Origin of the sequence: Pseudarthrobacter sp. YAF2 (assembly GCF_052113345.1) — a bacterium.
Lineage (GTDB): Bacteria > Actinomycetota > Actinomycetes > Actinomycetales > Micrococcaceae > Arthrobacter.
In genome coordinates this window covers 73,920-91,797 of sequence record NZ_JBFRDA010000008.1, presented here as the reverse complement: position 1 = coordinate 91,797, position 17,878 = coordinate 73,920, and the positions used below count along the sequence as shown (strand labels likewise).

The window sequence follows — 17,878 nt, the reverse complement described above, 5'->3', positions numbered from 1 at the left end:
ACGCCGCTTGGCCGCTGTCCCTGCTCGCGGGGTTATGCGCCGGTGGCAGACCGCTTCCGGCCAAAGACGAAGTACCCCACGGGTCCGATGAAATTGACGAAGGATGCCGCCCGCCATGCAGCCTTCGGCCCGTTGATGAGCTCAGCGGGCCTGCGGGAGATATCCCGCTGGGCGGCAATGAGCAGGGACACCTGCACGATCGCCGTCAGGATAGTGCCCGCCTTGCCGGAAGGGGACATCTCCTTCCATGTCTTCTTCTTCCGCGCGGCGCGGTTCTTGTTCGTGGCCATCGGGGCTTCCTTTCGCTGTTTCTCGTAGGTCCAGTCCAACTCGTAGGTCCAGTCCAGTAGGTCCGGCCGGCCTTGTACAGGGGCTTAGTGCCTGTAGGGGGCCATCCGGTCCTTTTGCTCCTGGGTGAGTCTCAGCACCCGGCCGGTGGCTTCGTCCACGAACGCCAGGTGGCTGCTGGCTTTCACGCAATCCTCCCTGCTGACAGGGTCCTGGAGCAGGTAGTGGATGTCAAAGCTGGCACCCTTGACGGCGCCGATCCATACCTGCACCACAGCCGGGACGTTGCGGTACTCCAGGGTCCTGACGTAGCGGATCTTGTGGTCCACCACCAGGGCCAGGGTGCCGGCCGGCACGTCGTTGAAGAGGGACACGTGCGGTTCGATGCCGGGCAGGCCTGCGCCCCGGGGCGGTCCGAAGGCCGCGATCCTCGCCTCCTCCAGCATTCGCACGATCTGGACGTTGTTGATGTGGCCATAGGCGTCCATGTCACCCCACCGCATGGGCACCAGGACCTCGATCCGGCCGCCGCCGTGCGCGCTCAGCTGTGCACCGCCGTCGAATCATCCACCGGCATCTCGCCTGCGTCCGCACCGGCAAACTGGGACATGTACAGGCGGTGGTAGGCGCCACCGGCCGCGAGCAGCACCTGATGGTTGCCCTGTTCCACGATTCGTCCGTTCTCCATGACCAGGATGGTATCCGCATCACGGATGGTGGAGAGCCTGTGCGCGATCACGAAGCTGGTGCGGTCGCTGCGCAGTGCCGCCATGGCCTTCTGCACCAGCAGTTCGGTCCGGGTGTCCACGGAACTGGTGGCCTCATCCAGGATCAGCAACGAAGGGTTGGCCACGAAGGCACGGGCGATGGTGATCAGCTGCTTCTCGCCGGCGCTGACGTTGTTGCCCTCTTCGTCGATCACGGTGTCGTAGCCCTCGGGGAGGGCCCGGACGAAGCGGTCCACGAAGGTCGCCTTCGCAGCGGCCATGACCTGTTCCTCGGAGGCGTCGAGATTGCCGTACCGGATGTTGTCATAAATGGACCCGCCGAACAGCCAGGCGTCCTGGAGAACCATGCCCACCTTGGAGCGCAGCTCCGAGCGGCTGAGGTGGGTCACGTCCACGCCGTCGAGCATGATGGAGCCCGAGTTGAGCTCGTAGAAGCGCATGACCAGGTTGACGAGGGTGGTCTTGCCTGCACCGGTGGGACCCACGATCGCGACGGTGTTTCCTGGCTCGGCGGTGAAGGACAGGTTCTCGATGAGCTGCTTGTCGGGGGTGTAGCTGAAGGTGACGTTCTTGAAGTCCACGTGCCCGTCGGTCTTGGCGGGCAGGTGCTCTGTGGCGGTTTCCGCTTCCTCTTCGTCGGCGTCAAGGAACTCGAAGACGCGCTCGGAGGACGCCACGCCCGACTGGAGCATGTTGGCCATGCCGGCCATTTGCCCCAGCGGCTGGGTGAACTCGCGGGAGTACTGGATGAACGCCGTCGCATCGCCCAGGGACATGGCACCGGAAGCCACCCGCAGGCCGCCGACCACAGCGATGCCCACGTAGCTGAGGTAGGACACGAACTGCATGACGGGGAAGATGATTCCGGAAACGAACTGCGCCCCGAAGCTCGCTTTGTAGAGTGCCTCGTTGCGTTCCTCGAACCGCTCCAGCATGTCCGCGTCGCGGCCAAACACGCGGACGAGGTCGTGTCCGGAGAAGGATTCCTCGATCTGGCCGTTCAGGGTGCCGGTGTTCTTCCACTGCGCCGCGAAGAGTTTCTGGCTCCGGACCCCGATCATGCCGGCGGCCACACCGGACAGCGGGAGGGCAATGAGGGCGATCAGGGCCAGCTGCCAGGAAACGATGAACATCATGATCACAATGCCCACCACCGTCAGCACTGAGTTGACCAGCTGTGCGAAGGCCTGCTGGAGTGCCTGCTGGATGTTGTCGACGTCGTTGGTCACCCGGGACAGCACGTCGCCGCGCTGCCGGGTGTCAAAGTAGTTCAGCGGAAGGCGGTTCAGCTTGCTCTCGGTATCGTCACGCAGCCGCCGGATGACCTTCATGACAATGCGGTTCAGCACGTACCCCTGCAGCCACATGAAGATGTTGGCGACGAAGTACATGAGCAGGACGACGGCGATCAGTGTGGTGAGCTTGTCGAAGTTGATGCCGGTGCCCGGTACCAGCTCCATCCGCGACAGCATGTCCGCCAAGTTGTCCTGGCCCTGCTGGCGCAGGCCGGCGACGAACTGCTCCTTGCTGGCCCCGGCGGGCAGCTGCTTGCCCACTACCCCCGCGAAGATCACGTCCATGGCCTGGCCGAGGATCTTGGGGGCGATGACGTTCAGGACCACGGAGACCACCACCAGGCCCACCACGGCGTAGATGCCACCGGCTTCGGGCTTCAGCAGGCCCATGAGCCGTTTGGCAGAGGGCCAGAAGTGTTCGGCCTTCTTGGCGGGCATTGCACCGAACATGCCGCCGTCGGCTTCGGTGGGTGTGAACTCCTCCTCAACAAAATCGTCGTCCGCGGGCTGCGCGGCAGGGACCTGACCGGCGTCGGGCGCGGGCTGCTCGGTCAGCGGGCTTTCTTCCACCGGGCTGGAGTCATTCTTCGGGGCGCTCATGCCACTTCCTCCACGCTCAGCTGGGATTCGACGATTTCCTGGTACGTGGGCGAGGTTTCCAACAGTTCCTCGTGGGTGCCCCGGTCCACGATCCGGCCATTGTCCAGCACCAGGATCTGGTCGGCGTCGGTAATGGTGGAGATGCGCTGGGCCACGATGATCACGGTGGCGTCCGAGGTTGTGCCCTTGAGGGCGGCCCGGAGCCGGGCGTCAGTGGCCACATCCAGGGCCGAGAAGGAGTCGTCGAAAAGGTAGACCCGCGGTTTTGTCACCAGCGCACGGGCAATGCAGAGACGCTGGCGCTGGCCGCCCGATACGTTGGTTCCCCCCTGTGCGATCCGCGAGTCCAGCCCGTTCTTCTTCTCCCGGACAAAGGACTCTCCCTGGGCGACGCGGAGGGCGTCCCACAGCTCCTGGTCCGTGGCTTCGGTTTTCCCGAACCGGAGGTTGTGCTCGATGGTGCCTGAGAAGAGGTAGGGACGCTGCGGCACCAGGGCCACGCGTTTGGTGATGTCGGCACGGTCCATGCGGTCCACCGGAACGCCGTCCAGCAGCACTTGGCCGTCCACGGGGTCGTACAGCCTAGGGAGGAGGGACAGCAGCGAGGTCTTGCCGGCACCCGTGGAACCGATGATCGCGACGGTCTGTCCGGGCCGGGCCGTGAAGCTGATGTTACTGAGCACCGGGGACTCGGCTCCCGGGTAGGCGAAGGTGACGTTGCGGTACTCCACCACGCCGGCCAGCGAGGCCGGGGCCTGCGGGCTTTGGGGATCGTGGATGGAGGGCTCCACACCGAGCACTTCGCCGATGCGGTCAGCGCAGACGGAGGCGCGCGGGATCATCATGGCCATGAAGGTGCCCATCATGACGGCCATCAGGATCTGGAGCAGGTACTGCAGGAACGCCGTCAGCGATCCCACCTGCATGGCCCCGGCGTCCACGCGCTGGCCGCCAAACCAGAGCACGGCGGCGGTGGACAGGTGCAGGATCATGCTGATGGCCGGGAACATCAGGACAAACAGTGCCCCGATTCGAAGCGAAACGTCAGTAAGTTCCTTGTTGGCGCCACCGAAACGTTCCGTTTCGTACGGTTCACGCACGAAGGCCCGGACCACCCGGATACCGATGATCTGTTCGCGGAGCACGGCGTTGATCCGGTCGATTTTCCGCTGCATGGTGCGGAACAGCGGCATGAGCCGGACCACCAGGTAGCCCACCACCACCGCCAGCAGCGGGACAGACACCCAGACCAGCCAGGACAGGTTAAGGTCCTCGCGCAGTGCCATGATGATGCCGCCGATGCACATGATGGGGGTGGCAACCATGAAGTTCAGTCCCATCAGCAGGAGCATCTGCACCTGCTGGACATCGTTGGTGCCGCGGGTGATCAACGTTGGAGCTCCGAAGCCGTTGACGTCCTTGGCAGAGAAACTGGTGACCTTCCGGAACACAGCGCGCCGCAGGTCCCTGCCTACCGCCATGGCCGTGCGGGAGCCGAAATACACGCCGGCAATTGCTGCAGCGACCTGGGCGAAGGCCACGAGGAGCATCATGGCACCGGTACGCCAGATGAAATCGGTGTCTCCGCGCGCCACCCCTTCATCGATGATCTGCGCATTCAGGCTGGGAAGGTACAGGGCGGCGATGGTGGATGCGAGCTGGAAAACGATGACAGCCAGGATGTACGGCGAATACGGTTTGGAGTAGCGCCGAATAAGGGTCAGGAGCATGGTTTCACTCTAGCGAGGCCCACTGACATTGAGGCCGGACGGGGCGCATTTTCTGCCGAAATTGTGGCGGTGGAGCATGGGGAAATGCCGCAGCCCGCACCAGGAGAATCTTCCGGGCGCGGGCTGCGGCATGTTGGATCGCGGGCGCGGAGGCCGTGGCTGGTCCGCCGGGGACGGCCTACGGTCCCTCTACGGGCTCCGAACCATCCGCCCGAGACTGTGCGGGGGCGGCGGCACTGTGCTTGCCGTGGCCTGCCAAGTACAGCGCGGCCGCAGCCTGGAGCTTGCGTTCCTTCAGGAGCTTGCGTTGGAGCCTGCTGAGCTCTGCGGCCGTGGCCGCCTGCCTGGCTGCGACCTCCCGCTGGGAGCGGAGCTGCTCCTGGACGTCCAGCACCAGTCCGCCCAGTTCCACCTGCTGGCGGGCCAGCAGCTGTTGGGTGTCCTGCAGCTTCCGGAGCGTGTCAGCGGCGCTGGCCACGGCGTCCGCAGCTTTGTCGACGCTGTCGGCGGACCGGAGGTCCAGCCCCTCGGAGCGGAAACTCCGGGCAAAGGCTTCCTCGAAGTCCTCCGTGGCAACCCTGCCGGTCGCCGCTGCCGCAGCGGCAGCTCCGCCGTCGTACATCTTGGCCGGGGCAGCTCCGGAACCCGCATGCGCCGAGCTCCGTGCCGCGGTTCCTGGCCCGGCGGGAACGCGTTCCGGCGTGGCGGCGGATACCAGGGGCAACTGCCCGGTCATGGCGGTCATCCCGGCTTCGCCGGCGGCGTTGGCCTGCAGCGTGGACTCGGGGGTGATGTCAACGGTCTTGCGCAACGGCACTTCCTTGATGAAGATCACGGCGATGAGGGCAACCGCGCTGACGATGGCGGAGATCATGAAGATGCCGGCTGTGGCGTCACCGTAGGCAGCACGCATGATGTCCGCGATCGGGGCAGGCAGATCCTTGAGGTCCATGCTGGCGCCGCCGTCTCCGGTGGCCTGGACGCCCAGCTTCGTGAGCCCGTCGGTAGCCAGGTCCTTGACGTGGTTGGCCATGATGGCGCCCAGGACGGACACCCCGATCGCGCCGCCCACCGAGCGGAAGAACGCAACGGAGGCGCTGGCCGAGCCGATGTCCTTGGCCTGGACGGTGTTCTGGACGGCAAGGACCAGGTTCTGCATCAGCATGCCCAGTCCGATGCCGAAGATACCGGTGTAAAGGCCGGTCAGCCAGAGTTCGGTGGTGTGGTCCATGGTTCCGGCCAGCGCCAGGCCGCCGATCAGGAGGATGGTGCCGCCGATCAGGAACCGCTTCCACTTGCCGTAGCGGCTGATGAGCTGGCCGGACACCACCGAACCGACCAGGTTGCCGGCGATCATGGGCAGCGTCAGCAGGCCGGCCTCGGTGGGCGTGGCGCCGCGGGCCACCTGGTAGTACTGGCCCAGGAACGTGGAGGAACCGAACATGGCCACGCCAACGGCCACGGACGCAACGATGGCCAGTGCGGTGGTGCGCTCGGAGATGATCTTGAGCGGGATGATCGGCTGGGACACCTTGGATTCCACCAGCACCAGCAGCGCGAGCAGGAGGACGCCGGCGCCCACCATTACTGCGGACTGCCAGGACCACCAGTCGTAGTAGTCGGGCTGGCCGGCGAAGGAGACCCAGATGAGGAGCAGGCTCACGCCGGAGGTCAGCAGCACCGCACCGAACCAGTCGATCTTGGCAGGACGCCGGACGTGCGGGATCTTCAGCGTCACCTGGAGCAGGATCAGGGCGACGACGGCGAGCGGCACGCAGACGAAGAACGTCCAGCGCCAGCCAAGGGAGCTGTCCACGATGAAGCCGCCCAGCAGCGGGCCGCCGGCGGTGCCGACAGCCATGACGGCGCCCATGTAGCCGGAGTACTTGCCGCGTTCGCGCGGCGGGATGATGGATCCGATGATGGCCTGCGCCAGGGCGGTGAGGCCACCCATGGCGATGCCCTGGATCACGCGGGCGGTGAGCAGGAATGGGATGTTCTCGGAGAAACCTGCCATGACCGAGCCGGCAACGAAGATCACGATGCTGAGCTGGACCAGGACCTTCTTGTCGAAGAGGTCGGCGAGCTTGCCCCAGATGGGGGTGGTGGCTGCGTTGGCCAGCAGGGCGGCTGTGATGACCCAGGCGAAGTCGGTCTGCGTGCCCTTGAGCTCGGACATGATGGTTGGCAGCGCGTTTGCCACGATAGTGCTGCTGAGGATCGCGGTGAAGAAAGCGGCAAGGAGGCCGGTCAGGGCCTCCATGATCTGGCGGTGGTTCATGGGCGCGCCCGGCTCGTGGCGCTTGGATTGCCGCGATTCCTGCTTGGCGGAGCGCTGGCGCTGGCGCTCCTGCTCCTGGTCCGCGGCGGCGGTGACGTTGGCCATCTAGTTGACTCCTGCGTGTTCGTTGGTGGTTCCGGCCGCCCTTGCCCGGATGGAATTCTTCAGGGATGCGGTCAGCTTGCTCAGCATCGCCGCGGTTGCAGCGGCGTCGTCCTCGTTCCAGTCGGCGAGGTAGCCCTGCAGGGTTTCTGCCCGGTGGCGGACCAGCTCAGCGAGCTTTTCCTTTCCCCTGGGTGAAAGGGCCAGCAGTTGGGCCCTGCCGTCGTCGGGGTCCTGTGTGCGAAGCACCAGGCCGGCGTCCGCCAGTTCCGCGATGTGCCGGCTGAGTACCGGCGCGCTGACCCCGAGCCGTTCGGCGAGGTGCGCGGCCCGGGTTTCCCCTTCGCCAATGAACTTGAGCACCCCTTGGAGTGCGATGCCCGTGTCCTGACCTTTGACGTTGACCATGGTGACGCAGCGCAGTGCGCGCTGGAGGTCATAGATATGGCTGACGAGGTCGGCTGCGGTGGCCGGTGCGACAGACATGATCCTCCCTAAAGAATTAGTTGCTGCAAGCAACTGTATCAGAAAAAGGTTGCTTAGGGAAACGAAGTGTAAGCGGTAGCCCTGTTAACGACGGCACTCCCCCACGCAGCCGTTGCTTTGCCGGCACGTGAGGGAGCGCTTGCGCAGAAGCCTGCGCGGTCAGAGATCCAGATGGGTGGGCGCGAACATCTTCAGGAGTGTTTCAACCACGACGACGTTGGGTCCGTCCGCGGTGAACGCGGCCTGGAGCGCGTCCCCCACATCCTCCGGGGCCACCCGGGTGGCCGGCACGCCGAAGGATTCGGCGAGTTTCACGAAGTCGGGACGGGCCAGTTCGGTGGCCGTGGCCTTGCCGAACGAGCCCACCATGTACTCGCGCAGGATGCCGTAGCCGCCGTCGTCCACGATCAGCCACGTGACCGGCACATTGTGCTGCCTGGCCGTGGCGAGCTCGGCGATGGAGTACATCGCCGAACCGTCGCCGGACACGGCCAGCACCCGGGCGGCGTTGCCGCCCTTGCCGGTGGTTTCCAGGCCCACCGCACCGCCGATTGCCGCCGGGAAGCCGAAGCCGAGGCCGCCGGCACCCTGGGCCGAGTGGAACTGGCCCTGTCGGGCATCCCAGCAGGACCAGCCCCAGTAGGCGCTGATGGTCATATCCCAGAACGTCTGCATGTCCGCAGGGACCGCCTCACGGATGTCCGCCATGAAGCGCAGTTCCTTGGCCAGGTCCTGCGATTCCAGCCGGGCCTTCACCTTGGCGAGGGTGTCCTTGACCAGGTCCTCGGGCGAGGTGCCGTGCCAGTCCGCCTGTTCGCCATGCGGCTCCATCAGGGCGGCGTCGAGCGCCGCCAGTGCCTGGCCGGCGTCGGCGCGGATGCCCAGGCCGGGCCGGTTGGACTCCAGGACCCGGGGTTCGGCGTCGATCTGGATGATCCTGCCGCGCGGCTCGAAAGTGAAGTAGTTGGAGGTCACTTCGCCGAGCGAGGAGCCGATGACCACCAGTACGTCGGCATCCTCGAGCAGCTCCGTCATGTACTGGTCCTCGATCCAGGACTGGAGCGAGAGCTCATGGTTCCAGGGGAACGCGCCGTTGCCACCGGGCGTGCCGATGACCGGGGCGCGCAGCTTCTCAGCCAGGGACAACAACGATTTCTCCGCCTTGCCGCGCCTGGTGCCGCCGCCGGCGATGATCGCCGGGCGTTTCGCCTCCGAAAGCCAGGTCACCGCCTCGCGGACCAGTTCAACGCGCGGCGGGTTGTCAGCGGCTTCGGCGAGCGCATCCTCCACCGGCGGCACCATGATGGGATCCAGCAGGACATTCTGCGGGATTTCCAGCCACACGGGTCCCTGCGGGGAGGAGATGGCTTCGGTCCAGGCGTCCTGGATGGCGGAAGGGATGCCGGAGGCGTGCTGGATCAGCCGCTGGCTCTTGGTGACGTTCGCGGCGGAAGCTTTCTGGTCATCAAGCTGGTGCAGCATGCCCTTGCGGCGCGCCCCGAGGCCCTCGAGCGGAATCTGGCTGGCCACCACCACCATGGGGACACCGGTGGCATACGCCTCCTGCAGGCCGGCCAGGGACGTAAGCGCGCCAGGGCCGGTGGAGAGGAACAGCACGCCCACCTCGCCCGTGGCGCGGGAATAGCCGTCCGCGGCGAACGCACTGTTGTTCTCCACTCTTGAGGAGACGAAGTGCAGGTTGCCGCGGCCCATCGCATCAAAGAGTCCCAGGGCGTGCTGGCCAGGGATGCCGAACACCGTCTTGGCGCCCAGCGCTTCAAGGGTTTCGACGACGAGGTCCCCGCCGTTGCGGGCACCTCCCCCTTGCGTGGCGGCGGGAGTGGCGGGTGCAGGTTCGGTCACGGCGTTACTCCTTGGCGGCGGCAGCGAAACCGGCGGGCCGGTGGATTTCCCGGCCCAGGGCCTGGGCCTCGTAGCCGGTTGCCGCTCCGAACCGGTCCCCCGGTACGGCATTGTCCGCCATCAGGGTCACCAGTTCATAGGCGACATGGCTGGCGGCGACGCCGGTGATCTCGGCATGGTCGTAGGCCGGGGAGACCTCGACGACGTCGGCCCCCACCAGGTTCATGCCGCGGAAGCCGCGGATGATTTCCAGGAGTTCGCGGCTGGTGATGCCACCGGCCTCGGGGGTGCCGGTACCCGGCGCGTGGGCCGGATCCAGGACGTCAATATCCACGGAGATGTAGAGCGGGCGGTTGCCGATCCGGTCGCGGACCTTGGCCACAGTTTCCAGGACGCCCTGGTAGTAGACGTCCGCAGAGGTGACGATGCCGAACCCGAAGCGGTGGTCGTCGTCGAGATCCTTCTTGCCGTACAACGGGCCGCGGGTGCCGATGTGGCTGATGGCCTCGGTATCCAGGATGCCCTCCTCCACCGCCCGGCGGAATGGCGTGCCGTGGGTGTATTCGGCACCGAAGTAGGTGTCCCAGGTGTCCAGGTGGGCGTCGAAGTGGAGCATGGCAATAGGTTCGCCGGCCCGCTCTGCGGCGGCACGGAGCAGCGGCAGGGCGATGGTGTGGTCGCCGCCAAGGGTCAGCAGTTTGCTGCCGGCCGCAGTCAGGTCCAGGGCGTTCTGCTGGACGGTTTCGATGGCCTCGTTGATGTTGAAGGGGTTGACCGCCATATCCCCGGCATCTGCCACCTGGATGTTCTCGAACGGGCTGACGTCCCAGGCCGGGTTATACGGACGCAGCAGCCGGCTGGCCTCGCGGACGTGGTTGGCGCCGAAGCGGGCGCCGGGCCGGTAGGAAACTCCGGAATCGAAGGGGACACCCACCACCGTGACGTCGGCCTTGGCCACCTGTTCCAGGCGGGGCAGCCGGGCATAGGTGGCGGCTCCGGCGTAGCGCGGGATCCGGGATGAATCAATGGGGCCAAGGTTGCCGTTGGCTTCGATGCGCAGCTCTTCCAATGGAGGCCTCTCCTTCGAGGAGTTGAGGGGACTGTGTGACTGCCATCATACACCGTAGTTTTCCAATGAGCATCAGATGTTTACTTTGGACTGGTCGCCGGTGGCATGCCGCGTCACGCACGGCACGTTTTGGGCAGCCGAAAGCGGCCGGAAGCGCATGTTTTCAGGGAGCCGCCTGCCGGCAGCCGCCCAAAAGCCGCTCCGCGTGACGCCGGGCCAACCGGGCGGGAATGAACACGCCGAACCGAGTCAGCGGCTGGCGGCGGGCACCAGGACCCAGAGCACCTCGACGGGCTTGTCCGTGGGATTGACCCAGGTGTGCGGTTCGCGGCCCGGGAACGTCACCGTATCGCCGGTGCTGAGGTCGTATTCCTCATTGGTGAGGATCAGCCTGATGGACCCCTTGATCACGTGCAGCACGTCCACGTCGCAGTCCACGGCGTAAAGTTCGGACTCGCCGCGGCCGTGCGGCTCGATGACGGCCTGGATGATCTGGACCCGGCGTTCCGAACGGGCGGTCAGCAACCGCTCCACAATGCCTTGGCCGCCGAGCGAGATACGCGGCCCGTCATTCCGCTTGGTGAGGTGGGTTTCCGGTGCGGCAAAGAGCTCGCCGATGGAGATCGAGAGCACCTGGCAGAGCGTCACCAACGAGGCCACTGACGGTGAGGTCAGGTCCCGCTCAACTCGGCTGAGGAACCCCTTGGTCAGCCCGGTGGCGTCCGCAACCTGCTCGATGGTGAGCCGCTGGGACTGCCGGGCGGCCCGGATCCTGGAACCGATGGCAACCGGGACGTTGCTCGGCTCAACTGGCAGTGCCTTCATCTACGAACCTTTCATGGCCGGCAGCCCGGCTCCGCTCTCGAGCCATCCTAATCCGCGGCGCTTTTGTGACGCGCGCATGCCACACACAGGCCGCGCGGCGCCGATCGTTCTTGACTGTTGCGGCCGTCACATCCTAGGCTTTGAAAACTCCTGTTGCCTATAGGGCAATAGTTGGATCCTCTCCGTTCGTCCGCGGCGGTTCCGGGCGCCGTCGCCCCCGGGCCCACACCCGGCACCCAACAGCTCCAAGGAGCCCCTCATATGGATGCACGTGCCATCAACATCGCCATCGTGGTGGTGTACCTGCTCGCAATGCTGGCCTTCGGCTGGTGGGGCAAATCCCGCACCAAGAACAACAGCGACTTCCTGGTTGCCGGCCGCCGGCTGGGCCCCTTCCTCTACACCGGCACCATGGCCGCGGTGGTCCTGGGCGGCGCGTCCACCGTTGGCGGCGTGGGACTTGGCTACAAGTTCGGCATCTCCGGAATGTGGCTCGTGGTGGCCATCGGCGCCGGCGTCCTGCTCCTGAGCCTGCTCTTCGCCGGCACCATCCAAAAGCTGAAGATCTACACCGTGTCCCAGATGCTCACCCTCCGGTACGGGAGCCGGGCAACGGAGGCCTCGGGCATCGTCATGCTCGCCTACACCCTGATGCTCTGCGCTACGTCCACCGGCGCGTATGCGACGATCTTCGTCGTCCTCTTCGGCCTTGACCGCGCCCTGGCCATCGCCATCGGCGGAGCCATCGTGCTGGTGTACTCCACCATCGGCGGCATGTGGTCCATCACGCTGGCGGACCAGGTCCAGTTCGTCATCAAAACCGTGGGCATCTTCTTCCTCATGCTCCCCTTCACCCTCAACGCCGCCGGCGGCCTCGACGGCATCCGCAGCCGCGTTGATGCCAGCTTCTTCCAGATCGACGGAATCGGCGTCCAGACGATCATCACCTACTTCGTGGTCTACACCCTGGGCCTGCTGATCGGCCAGGACATCTGGCAGCGCGTATTCACCGCCAAGACGCCCACAGTGGCCCGTTGGGGCGGCGCCACTGCCGGTATCTACTGCATCCTGTACGGCGTGGCCGGTGCGCTGATCGGCATGGCCGCCAACGTGGCTTTGTCCAACGTCAAGATCGCCGCCAAGGACGACGTCTACGCCGAGGTGGCCCAGAACCTGCTGCCCATCGGCATTGGCGGCCTGGTCCTGGCCGCCGCCGTCGCCGCCATGATGTCCACCGCTTCCGGCGCGCTGATCGCCGCCGCCACCGTGGCAAGGGCGGATGTCCTGCCCTTCGTTGCCGGCTGGTTCGGCAAGGAGGTCTCCACCGGCGATTCCGAGAACCCGGAGCACGATGTCAAGGCCAACCGGGTATGGGTCCTCGCACTGGGCATCGTGGCCATTGTCATCGCCATCATCACCAAGGACGTTGTTGCGGCCCTGACCATTGCCTATGACATCCTGGTGGGCGGCCTCCTGGTGGCCATCCTGGGCGGCCTGGTCTGGAAGCGCGGCACCGGCCTGGCAGCCGCGGCATCCATGGCAGTCGGGTCGGTGGTGACGCTGGGCACCATGATCATCCTGGAAGTCAACGCCAAGGCCCCGCTGGACGGCATCTACGCGAATGAGCCCATCTACTACGGCCTGATCGCCTCAGCCGTCGTCTACATCGCGGCTTCGCTGCTCACCCGCCCCACCGACCCCCGGGTCATGCGGGCCTGGCAGCGCCGCGTGGCCGGGCAGGAACCGGAGGACGCTCCGGAGGAAATCCTCGCCGCACGCTGACCGGACACCTGCTTTAACGCACGACGACGGCGCCTCCTTTCGCTTCCAGGCGAAGGGAGGCGCCGTCGTCGTAAGTCCTACTCCCCTGTGTCGCGGGGCTCGTCGTCATCCAGCGGGACCTCGCGGTCCTCGGCATCGATGACCACCGGCGGCGGCTGGACCACCGGCTCCTCCTCGTCAAGAAATTCGTCCTCCGCGTCCCAGTCCGCATCGTCTACCGGTGCATCCTCGGCGTAATCGTAGGCGGGGTCCGCTTCGACGGCGTCCAGGTGCGGCATGTCCGGGTGCTGTCCGGTGGTGCTCATGATTCAACCTCCGTTGTTCGCCTGACGTGCTCTTTCAGGTAGGGCGCAGGCCGCGCCACACCTTCATCACAGCACCGGCCGGGCAGACGGGTCAAGGGCCGGGGCGGGACTGTTGGGGGCCGGAAATTAAGGAAGGGCGGGGTGCGGTTTTAAGGTCAACCGAAACTCCCCAGCGAGGTTTGCCAGCCAAAAAACCGCGGAAATCCGCAGTAGGCTGGCAGGGCAAAGGCGCCGTAACCATGCCCTTTCCAAGCCCAGGAGTACCAGTGTCGCAGCACGCCCAGCCCGAACCCCACACCGTCCCGGAGGCCGCCCCAACCCCGCAAAGCCAGCCCTCGCCGTCGAACATCAAAAGATGGCGCCAGTACCTGGCGGACGAGCGCGCGGAAGCCGCCGTCTACCGCGACCTGGCCCAGAACCGCGAGGGGGAAGAGCGGGCCATCCTGCTGGCGCTGGCCGAAGCCGAAGGCCGGCACGAGGCGCACTGGCTCGCCCTGCTGGGCGATCACGCGGGCAAGCCAAAAAGGGCGTCCGCCCGGAGCCGCTTCCTGGGGTTCCTGGCCCGGCACTTCGGCTCCGTATTTGTGTTGGCCCTGGCCCAGCGCGCGGAAGGCCGCTCCCCCTACGCCAAGGACCCCAACGCCACTGACGCCATGGCGGCCGATGAACAGATCCATGAGGAAGTGGTCCGGGGGCTGGCAACCCGCGGCCGCAACCGCCTGGCCGGCACGTTCCGCGCCGCCGTCTTCGGCGCCAACGACGGCCTGGTGAGCAACCTCTCCCTGGTGATGGGCATGGCGGCCTCCGGCGTGGCCAGCAGCGTGGTGCTGCTCAGCGGCGTCGCCGGGCTCCTGGCCGGCGCCATGTCCATGGGAGCCGGCGAGTTCATCTCCGTCCGGTCCCAGCGGGAGCTGCTGGCAGCCACGCGCCCCACCCAGGTCACCCTGGCGGTCGCGCCCAAGCTGGACCTCGAACACAACGAACTCCTGCTGGTGTACCTGGCCCGCGGGATGTCCCGGGAGGCTGCCGAACACCGGGTGGCCGAGCGTACCGGCCTGCTGTCCTGCGACTGCGACCCGAGCCTGTCGCTGCAGCCGGAACTGCCCGAGGAAGCGGACCAGCATGAGGCTGTGGGCACCGCGTGGGGTGCCGCGCTCTCCAGCTTCTGCTTCTTCGCCTCCGGCGCCATCGTTCCCATCCTGCCGTTCCTGTTCGGCCTGACTGGCGTGACCGCGCTCGTGGTGGCCGGGGCTTTGGTGGGCATTTCCCTCCTGGCCACCGGCGCTGCTGTTGGCCTGCTGTCCGGCACGTCCCCGCTGACCCGCGGCCTGCGCCAGCTGGCCATCGGCCTCGGCGCCGCCGTCATCACGTACCTGCTGGGCCTGCTGTTCGGCACCGCGGTGGGCTAGCCACCGCCGGCTCAACCCGTGTGGAGGTTCTCCTGCGCCGCTCAGCGCTCCCGGAGGATCTCCACCGCTTCGTCCACCGTGTCCACCAGGAAGATGTAATCCGCCATGGTGCGCCCGGCGGCAAGGCTGGCCAGCATGGGCCATGCCGGGTATTCCTGCTCCCAGTGCCGGCGCCCCACCAGCACCATGGGAGCCACCGTTTCCCGGGCGCCGTAGTAGTTCTCGCAGGCATCCTGGAAGATCTCCTGCACCGTGCCAGCGGCTCCCGGCAGGAACACGATGCCGCCGTGGCACAGTTGCAGGAGGATGGCTTCGCGGATGGCGTTGGCGAAGTATTTCGCAATGTGCGTGGCGAAGTAGTTGGGCGGCTCATGCCCGTAGAACCAGGTGGGGATCCCCAGTGACGGCGTCCCGCCCGGATGGCGGTCGACGACGGCGGCGGCCGCGCGTGCCCACGCCGACACCGAGGGCCGGAACCCGGGAACGGCGGCGAGCGCCGCGAGCGCCCACTGCACATCGCCGTCGGACGCCCCGCTCAGGTATGCACCCAGGTTCGCCGCTTCCATGGCGCCAGGTCCGCCCCCGGTGGCGACCACATGGCCGGCCTGCGCAAGCAGCCTGCCCAGCCGGGCCGCGTCTGCAAACTCCCGGCTGCCGCGCGGCGCCGCATGGCCGCCCATGACGCCGACGATGGACCGGCGGTTCCAGGGTGCGGAGCGGGTGAGTTCATCGAGGGCATCGCCGATGGCGTGATCGTGCAGGGCGGAGGCCAGGGTCGCGTCCACACGGTGGCGCTGGCCGGGCTGGATGCTCCAGTGGTAGATGCGGGCGTCCGGCAGTTCTTCGTAGGAGGAGCCCGCCAGCCCGGCGTAGAGCTCCGCCGGGGTGTACAGGGTGGCGCGGTAGGGATCGAACGGGACGCCTTCGAGCCGGGGAAAGATCAGGGCACCGCGGCTGCGGAGGTTGGCCTCCATGCCGTCGTCGAAGAGGCAGCCGAGGAACATGGCGCCCTCAACGTCAACTCTCTTCAGGGCCGGAGTCCGCCCACGGAGGTCCAGCGACTGGGCGTGCCAGCCATGCAGATTGACGGCGCCGCCGGCAACCAGCCGGTCGAAACTGGCCAGGTCCTGGACTTCGAGGGTGCGTGGACGGGGGCCCAGGCTTCCGGCGAAATTCACGGCTGCAGCCCTCCGGTCCTGGTCATGGAGCCAGCCTAGGGCACCGCAGGTAGATGGTGGGGCCATCCCGTACGAGACGCCATCCCGGCGTGGGGCGCCAGGGATGTCCCGTCGGTCATCAGGCGCAACGTCCCTTGACCCCGGGAACCCGCCTGCTACGATCGAGCAAGAAAGTATGTCCTATCAAGAGAACATATAGCGGCAATCGGTCCCCCGGCACGCCTGTCCGGACCGGACGGCTGCGCAGTTACCGAAGACGAGGGAACGCACCGTGGCGAACAACCTGGGACTCAGCATCGACCGCTCCTCCCCCGTGCCCCTGTACCACCAAGTAGTCCAGGGCATCGAAGCCGCGATCTACAGCGGGGTGCTCGAACCCGGCAGCCGGCTGGACAATGAAATCGACCTGGCCGCCCAGCTCAACCTCTCCCGGCCCACCATGCGCAAGGCGATGGACGAACTGGTGCGGTCGGGCCTCCTGGTGCGCAAGCGTGGCGTAGGGACCCAGGTGGTCTCCAGCCAGGTGCGCCGCCCGTTGGAGCTCTCCAGCCTCTACGACGACCTCACCAACAACGGCAAGAAGCCCACCACCGAGGTCCTCAGCTTTTCGCATGTGGAAGCTGACGACGCCACACTCTCCACGCTGCAGCTTCCCGCGGGCTCCAAGGTCTACCACTTCACCCGGCTTCGGAAGGTGGGCGGCAAGCCGCTGGCCCTGATGGAGAACTGGGTGCGCGACGACATTGCCGACATGGACGAAGCCATGCTTGTAGCCGAGGGCCTCTACTCGATCCTGCGCCGCGGCGGCGTGAACTTCCGGCTGGCCAACCAGCGCATTGGTGCCGTGAACGCCAACGACTACCAGGCTTCGATGCTGGACACTGCCGCAGGGTCCGCCCTGGTCACCATGGAACGCACCGCCGTGGACGATACCGGCAGGCGCGTGGAGACCGGCCACCACGTCTACCGGGCCGATTCCTACAGCTTCGAAATGACCCTCGTACAGCGCTAGCGCAAAGGAACACTTCCATGACCAACTGGGTCTATCCCCTGGGCACAGCCAGGGATGGGAAATGGGACGTTTCGATCGGTACCTCCGATTCCTCCCTCTCCGTCGACGGCTGGGCACACACCGGACTGAAGGTGGCCACCTTGCCGGCGGGCGCCGCCGTCGACCTTCCCGCCGCAGACGAGGAACGGATCGTGGTGCCACTCAACGGGTCGTTCACCGTGACCGTGGACGGCACCGAATACCCGCTGGGCGGGCGCCCGTCCGTTTTCTCCGGCCCCGCCGACGTGCTCTATTCCGGCACCGGACGCGCCGTCAGCATCAGATCAGCCGACGGCGGTCGGGTGGCCATTGCCACTGCCCCGGCACGGACCTCCTATCCCACCCGGCTGGTGCCGGCTGCCGAGACCCCGGTGGAACTGCGCGGGGCGGGCAATTGCTCGCGCCAGGTCCACAACTTCGGCACGCCGGCAGCCCTTGAGGCCGACCGCTTCATCGTCTGCGAGGTCCTCACCCCGGCCGGCAACTGGTCCTCCTACCCTCCGCACAAGCATGACGAGGAGAAGGACGGCGAGACGTCCCTCGAGGAGATCTACTACTTCGAAACGCAGGTAGCGGCCGGGGTTTCGGCACCGGACGATGCGGATGCCATTGGCTACCAGCGCGTCTACGCCTCGGACGAGCGGCCCATCGACATCTCCGCCGAAGTCCGCACCGGCGACGTTGTCCTGGTGCCCTACGGCTGGCACGGCCCTGCCATGGCTGCCCCGGGGTACGACCTCTACTACCTGAACGTCATGGCGGGCCCGGGTCCGGTGCGCGAATGGCTGATCAGCGACGACCCGCACCACGGTTGGGTCCGGCAGACCTGGGAGAGCCAGAACATCGATCCCCGGCTGCCTTTCGGAGCCTGACGCGAGCCCACGGT

15 protein-coding genes are annotated in these 17,878 nt (G+C 66.5%); 4 read left to right on the top strand and 11 right to left on the bottom strand.

Features of this window, described 5'->3' with window-relative positions; translation table 11 throughout:
• Window positions 1-32 precede the first annotated feature (32 nt).
• The 9 genes from AB4Y79_RS10075 to AB4Y79_RS10035 all read right to left on the bottom strand — a co-directional run bounded on the left by AB4Y79_RS10075 (window position 33) and on the right by AB4Y79_RS10035 (window position 11,267).
• Entirely contained in the window at window positions 33-290 is a 258-nt protein-coding gene (locus AB4Y79_RS10075; RefSeq protein ID WP_308931955.1) for a PLD nuclease N-terminal domain-containing protein, read from the bottom strand.
• Window positions 291-374: 84 nt separating this feature from the next.
• Window positions 375-791 carry an acyl-CoA thioesterase gene (locus AB4Y79_RS10070; protein WP_441860961.1) on the bottom strand — a complete coding sequence of 139 codons (417 nt, stop codon included), beginning with the start codon at window positions 789-791 and terminating at the stop codon, window positions 375-377.
• A gap of 38 nt (window positions 792-829) precedes the next feature.
• Window positions 830-2,911 carry an ABC transporter ATP-binding protein gene (locus tag AB4Y79_RS10065; protein WP_441860958.1) on the bottom strand — a complete coding sequence of 694 codons (2,082 nt, stop codon included), beginning with the start codon at window positions 2,909-2,911 and terminating at the stop codon, window positions 830-832.
• On the bottom strand, window positions 2,908-4,641 hold the full coding sequence (locus AB4Y79_RS10060) for an ABC transporter ATP-binding protein (protein WP_441860955.1): 1,734 nt from the start codon (window positions 4,639-4,641) through the stop codon (window positions 2,908-2,910). Before AB4Y79_RS10060 ends, AB4Y79_RS10065 begins: the two co-directional genes overlap by 4 nt.
• A 178-nt stretch (window positions 4,642-4,819) precedes the next feature.
• On the bottom strand, window positions 4,820-7,027 hold the full coding sequence (locus tag AB4Y79_RS10055; protein ID WP_441860952.1) for an MDR family MFS transporter: 2,208 nt from the start codon (window positions 7,025-7,027) through the stop codon (window positions 4,820-4,822).
• Window positions 7,028-7,510, bottom strand: coding sequence for a MarR family winged helix-turn-helix transcriptional regulator (locus tag AB4Y79_RS10050; protein WP_441860949.1), 483 nt, complete (start codon window positions 7,508-7,510; stop codon window positions 7,028-7,030).
• A gap of 159 nt (window positions 7,511-7,669) precedes the next feature.
• Window positions 7,670-9,373: a thiamine pyrophosphate-binding protein gene (locus AB4Y79_RS10045; RefSeq protein ID WP_441860946.1), complete on the bottom strand. Its 1,704-nt coding sequence runs from the start codon at window positions 9,371-9,373 to the stop codon at window positions 7,670-7,672.
• 4 nt (window positions 9,374-9,377) lie between these two features.
• Window positions 9,378-10,442, bottom strand: a complete 1,065-nt coding sequence (gene speB / locus AB4Y79_RS10040) for an agmatinase (RefSeq protein ID WP_441860943.1) — start codon at window positions 10,440-10,442, stop codon at window positions 9,378-9,380.
• 249 nt (window positions 10,443-10,691) lie between these two features.
• On the bottom strand, window positions 10,692-11,267 hold the full coding sequence (locus AB4Y79_RS10035) for a helix-turn-helix domain-containing protein (RefSeq protein WP_308931963.1): 576 nt from the start codon (window positions 11,265-11,267) through the stop codon (window positions 10,692-10,694).
• Between the two features lie 261 nt (window positions 11,268-11,528).
• Between AB4Y79_RS10035 and AB4Y79_RS10030 the strand changes: the two genes are divergently transcribed.
• Window positions 11,529-13,049 (top strand): sodium:solute symporter, encoded by a 1,521-nt coding sequence (locus tag AB4Y79_RS10030; RefSeq protein WP_441860940.1) that lies wholly within the window; start codon window positions 11,529-11,531, stop codon window positions 13,047-13,049.
• Window positions 13,050-13,126: 77 nt separating this feature from the next.
• Here the strand turns inward: AB4Y79_RS10030 and AB4Y79_RS10025 are convergent, their stop codons facing one another.
• A complete protein-coding gene (locus AB4Y79_RS10025; RefSeq protein WP_308931965.1) occupies window positions 13,127-13,354 on the bottom strand; it encodes a hypothetical protein in 228 nt (75 codons plus the stop codon).
• Between the two features lie 266 nt (window positions 13,355-13,620).
• Between AB4Y79_RS10025 and AB4Y79_RS10020 the strand changes: the two genes are divergently transcribed.
• Complete coding sequence (locus AB4Y79_RS10020) at window positions 13,621-14,763, top strand: VIT1/CCC1 transporter family protein (RefSeq protein ID WP_308931966.1); 1,143 nt, start codon at window positions 13,621-13,623, stop codon at window positions 14,761-14,763.
• Window positions 14,764-14,804: 41 nt separating this feature from the next.
• Here AB4Y79_RS10020 and AB4Y79_RS10015 read toward each other — a convergent pair whose 3' ends face one another.
• Window positions 14,805-15,941: an LOG family protein gene (locus tag AB4Y79_RS10015; RefSeq protein ID WP_441860937.1), complete on the bottom strand. Its 1,137-nt coding sequence runs from the start codon at window positions 15,939-15,941 to the stop codon at window positions 14,805-14,807.
• Window positions 15,942-16,212: 271 nt separating this feature from the next.
• Here AB4Y79_RS10015 and AB4Y79_RS10010 point away from each other — a divergent pair, with 271 nt between their 5' ends.
• Together AB4Y79_RS10010 and iolB are read left to right on the top strand one after the other, a co-directional pair.
• The gene (locus tag AB4Y79_RS10010; RefSeq protein ID WP_441860934.1) at window positions 16,213-16,953 is read left to right on the top strand and encodes a GntR family transcriptional regulator; all 741 of its coding nucleotides are present in this window, start codon (window positions 16,213-16,215) and stop codon (window positions 16,951-16,953) included.
• Between the two features lie 17 nt (window positions 16,954-16,970).
• Complete coding sequence (gene iolB, locus AB4Y79_RS10005; RefSeq protein WP_441860931.1) at window positions 16,971-17,864, top strand: 5-deoxy-glucuronate isomerase; 894 nt, start codon at window positions 16,971-16,973, stop codon at window positions 17,862-17,864.
• The last annotated feature ends 14 nt before the right edge of the window (window positions 17,865-17,878 follow it).

Bases quoted from the DNA above. Each gene is read 5' to 3' on its own strand.
- AB4Y79_RS10075 (WP_308931955.1), bottom strand. From the start codon at position 290: ATGGCCACGAACAAGAACCGCGCCGCGCGGAAGAAGAAGACATGGAAG.
- AB4Y79_RS10070 (WP_441860961.1), bottom strand. From the start codon at position 791: ATGCGGTGGGGTGACATGGACGCCTATGGCCACATCAACAACGTCCAG.
- AB4Y79_RS10065 (WP_441860958.1), bottom strand. From the start codon at position 2,911: ATGAGCGCCCCGAAGAATGACTCCAGCCCGGTGGAAGAAAGCCCGCTG.
- AB4Y79_RS10060 (WP_441860955.1), bottom strand. From the start codon at position 4,641: ATGCTCCTGACCCTTATTCGGCGCTACTCCAAACCGTATTCGCCGTAC.
- AB4Y79_RS10055 (WP_441860952.1), bottom strand. From the start codon at position 7,027: ATGGCCAACGTCACCGCCGCCGCGGACCAGGAGCAGGAGCGCCAGCGC.
- AB4Y79_RS10050 (WP_441860949.1), bottom strand. From the start codon at position 7,510: ATGTCTGTCGCACCGGCCACCGCAGCCGACCTCGTCAGCCATATCTAT.
- AB4Y79_RS10035 (WP_308931963.1), bottom strand. From the start codon at position 11,267: ATGAAGGCACTGCCAGTTGAGCCGAGCAACGTCCCGGTTGCCATCGGT.
- AB4Y79_RS10030 (WP_441860940.1), top strand. From the start codon at position 11,529: ATGGATGCACGTGCCATCAACATCGCCATCGTGGTGGTGTACCTGCTC.
- AB4Y79_RS10025 (WP_308931965.1), bottom strand. From the start codon at position 13,354: ATGAGCACCACCGGACAGCACCCGGACATGCCGCACCTGGACGCCGTC.
- iolB (WP_441860931.1), top strand. From the start codon at position 16,971: ATGACCAACTGGGTCTATCCCCTGGGCACAGCCAGGGATGGGAAATGG.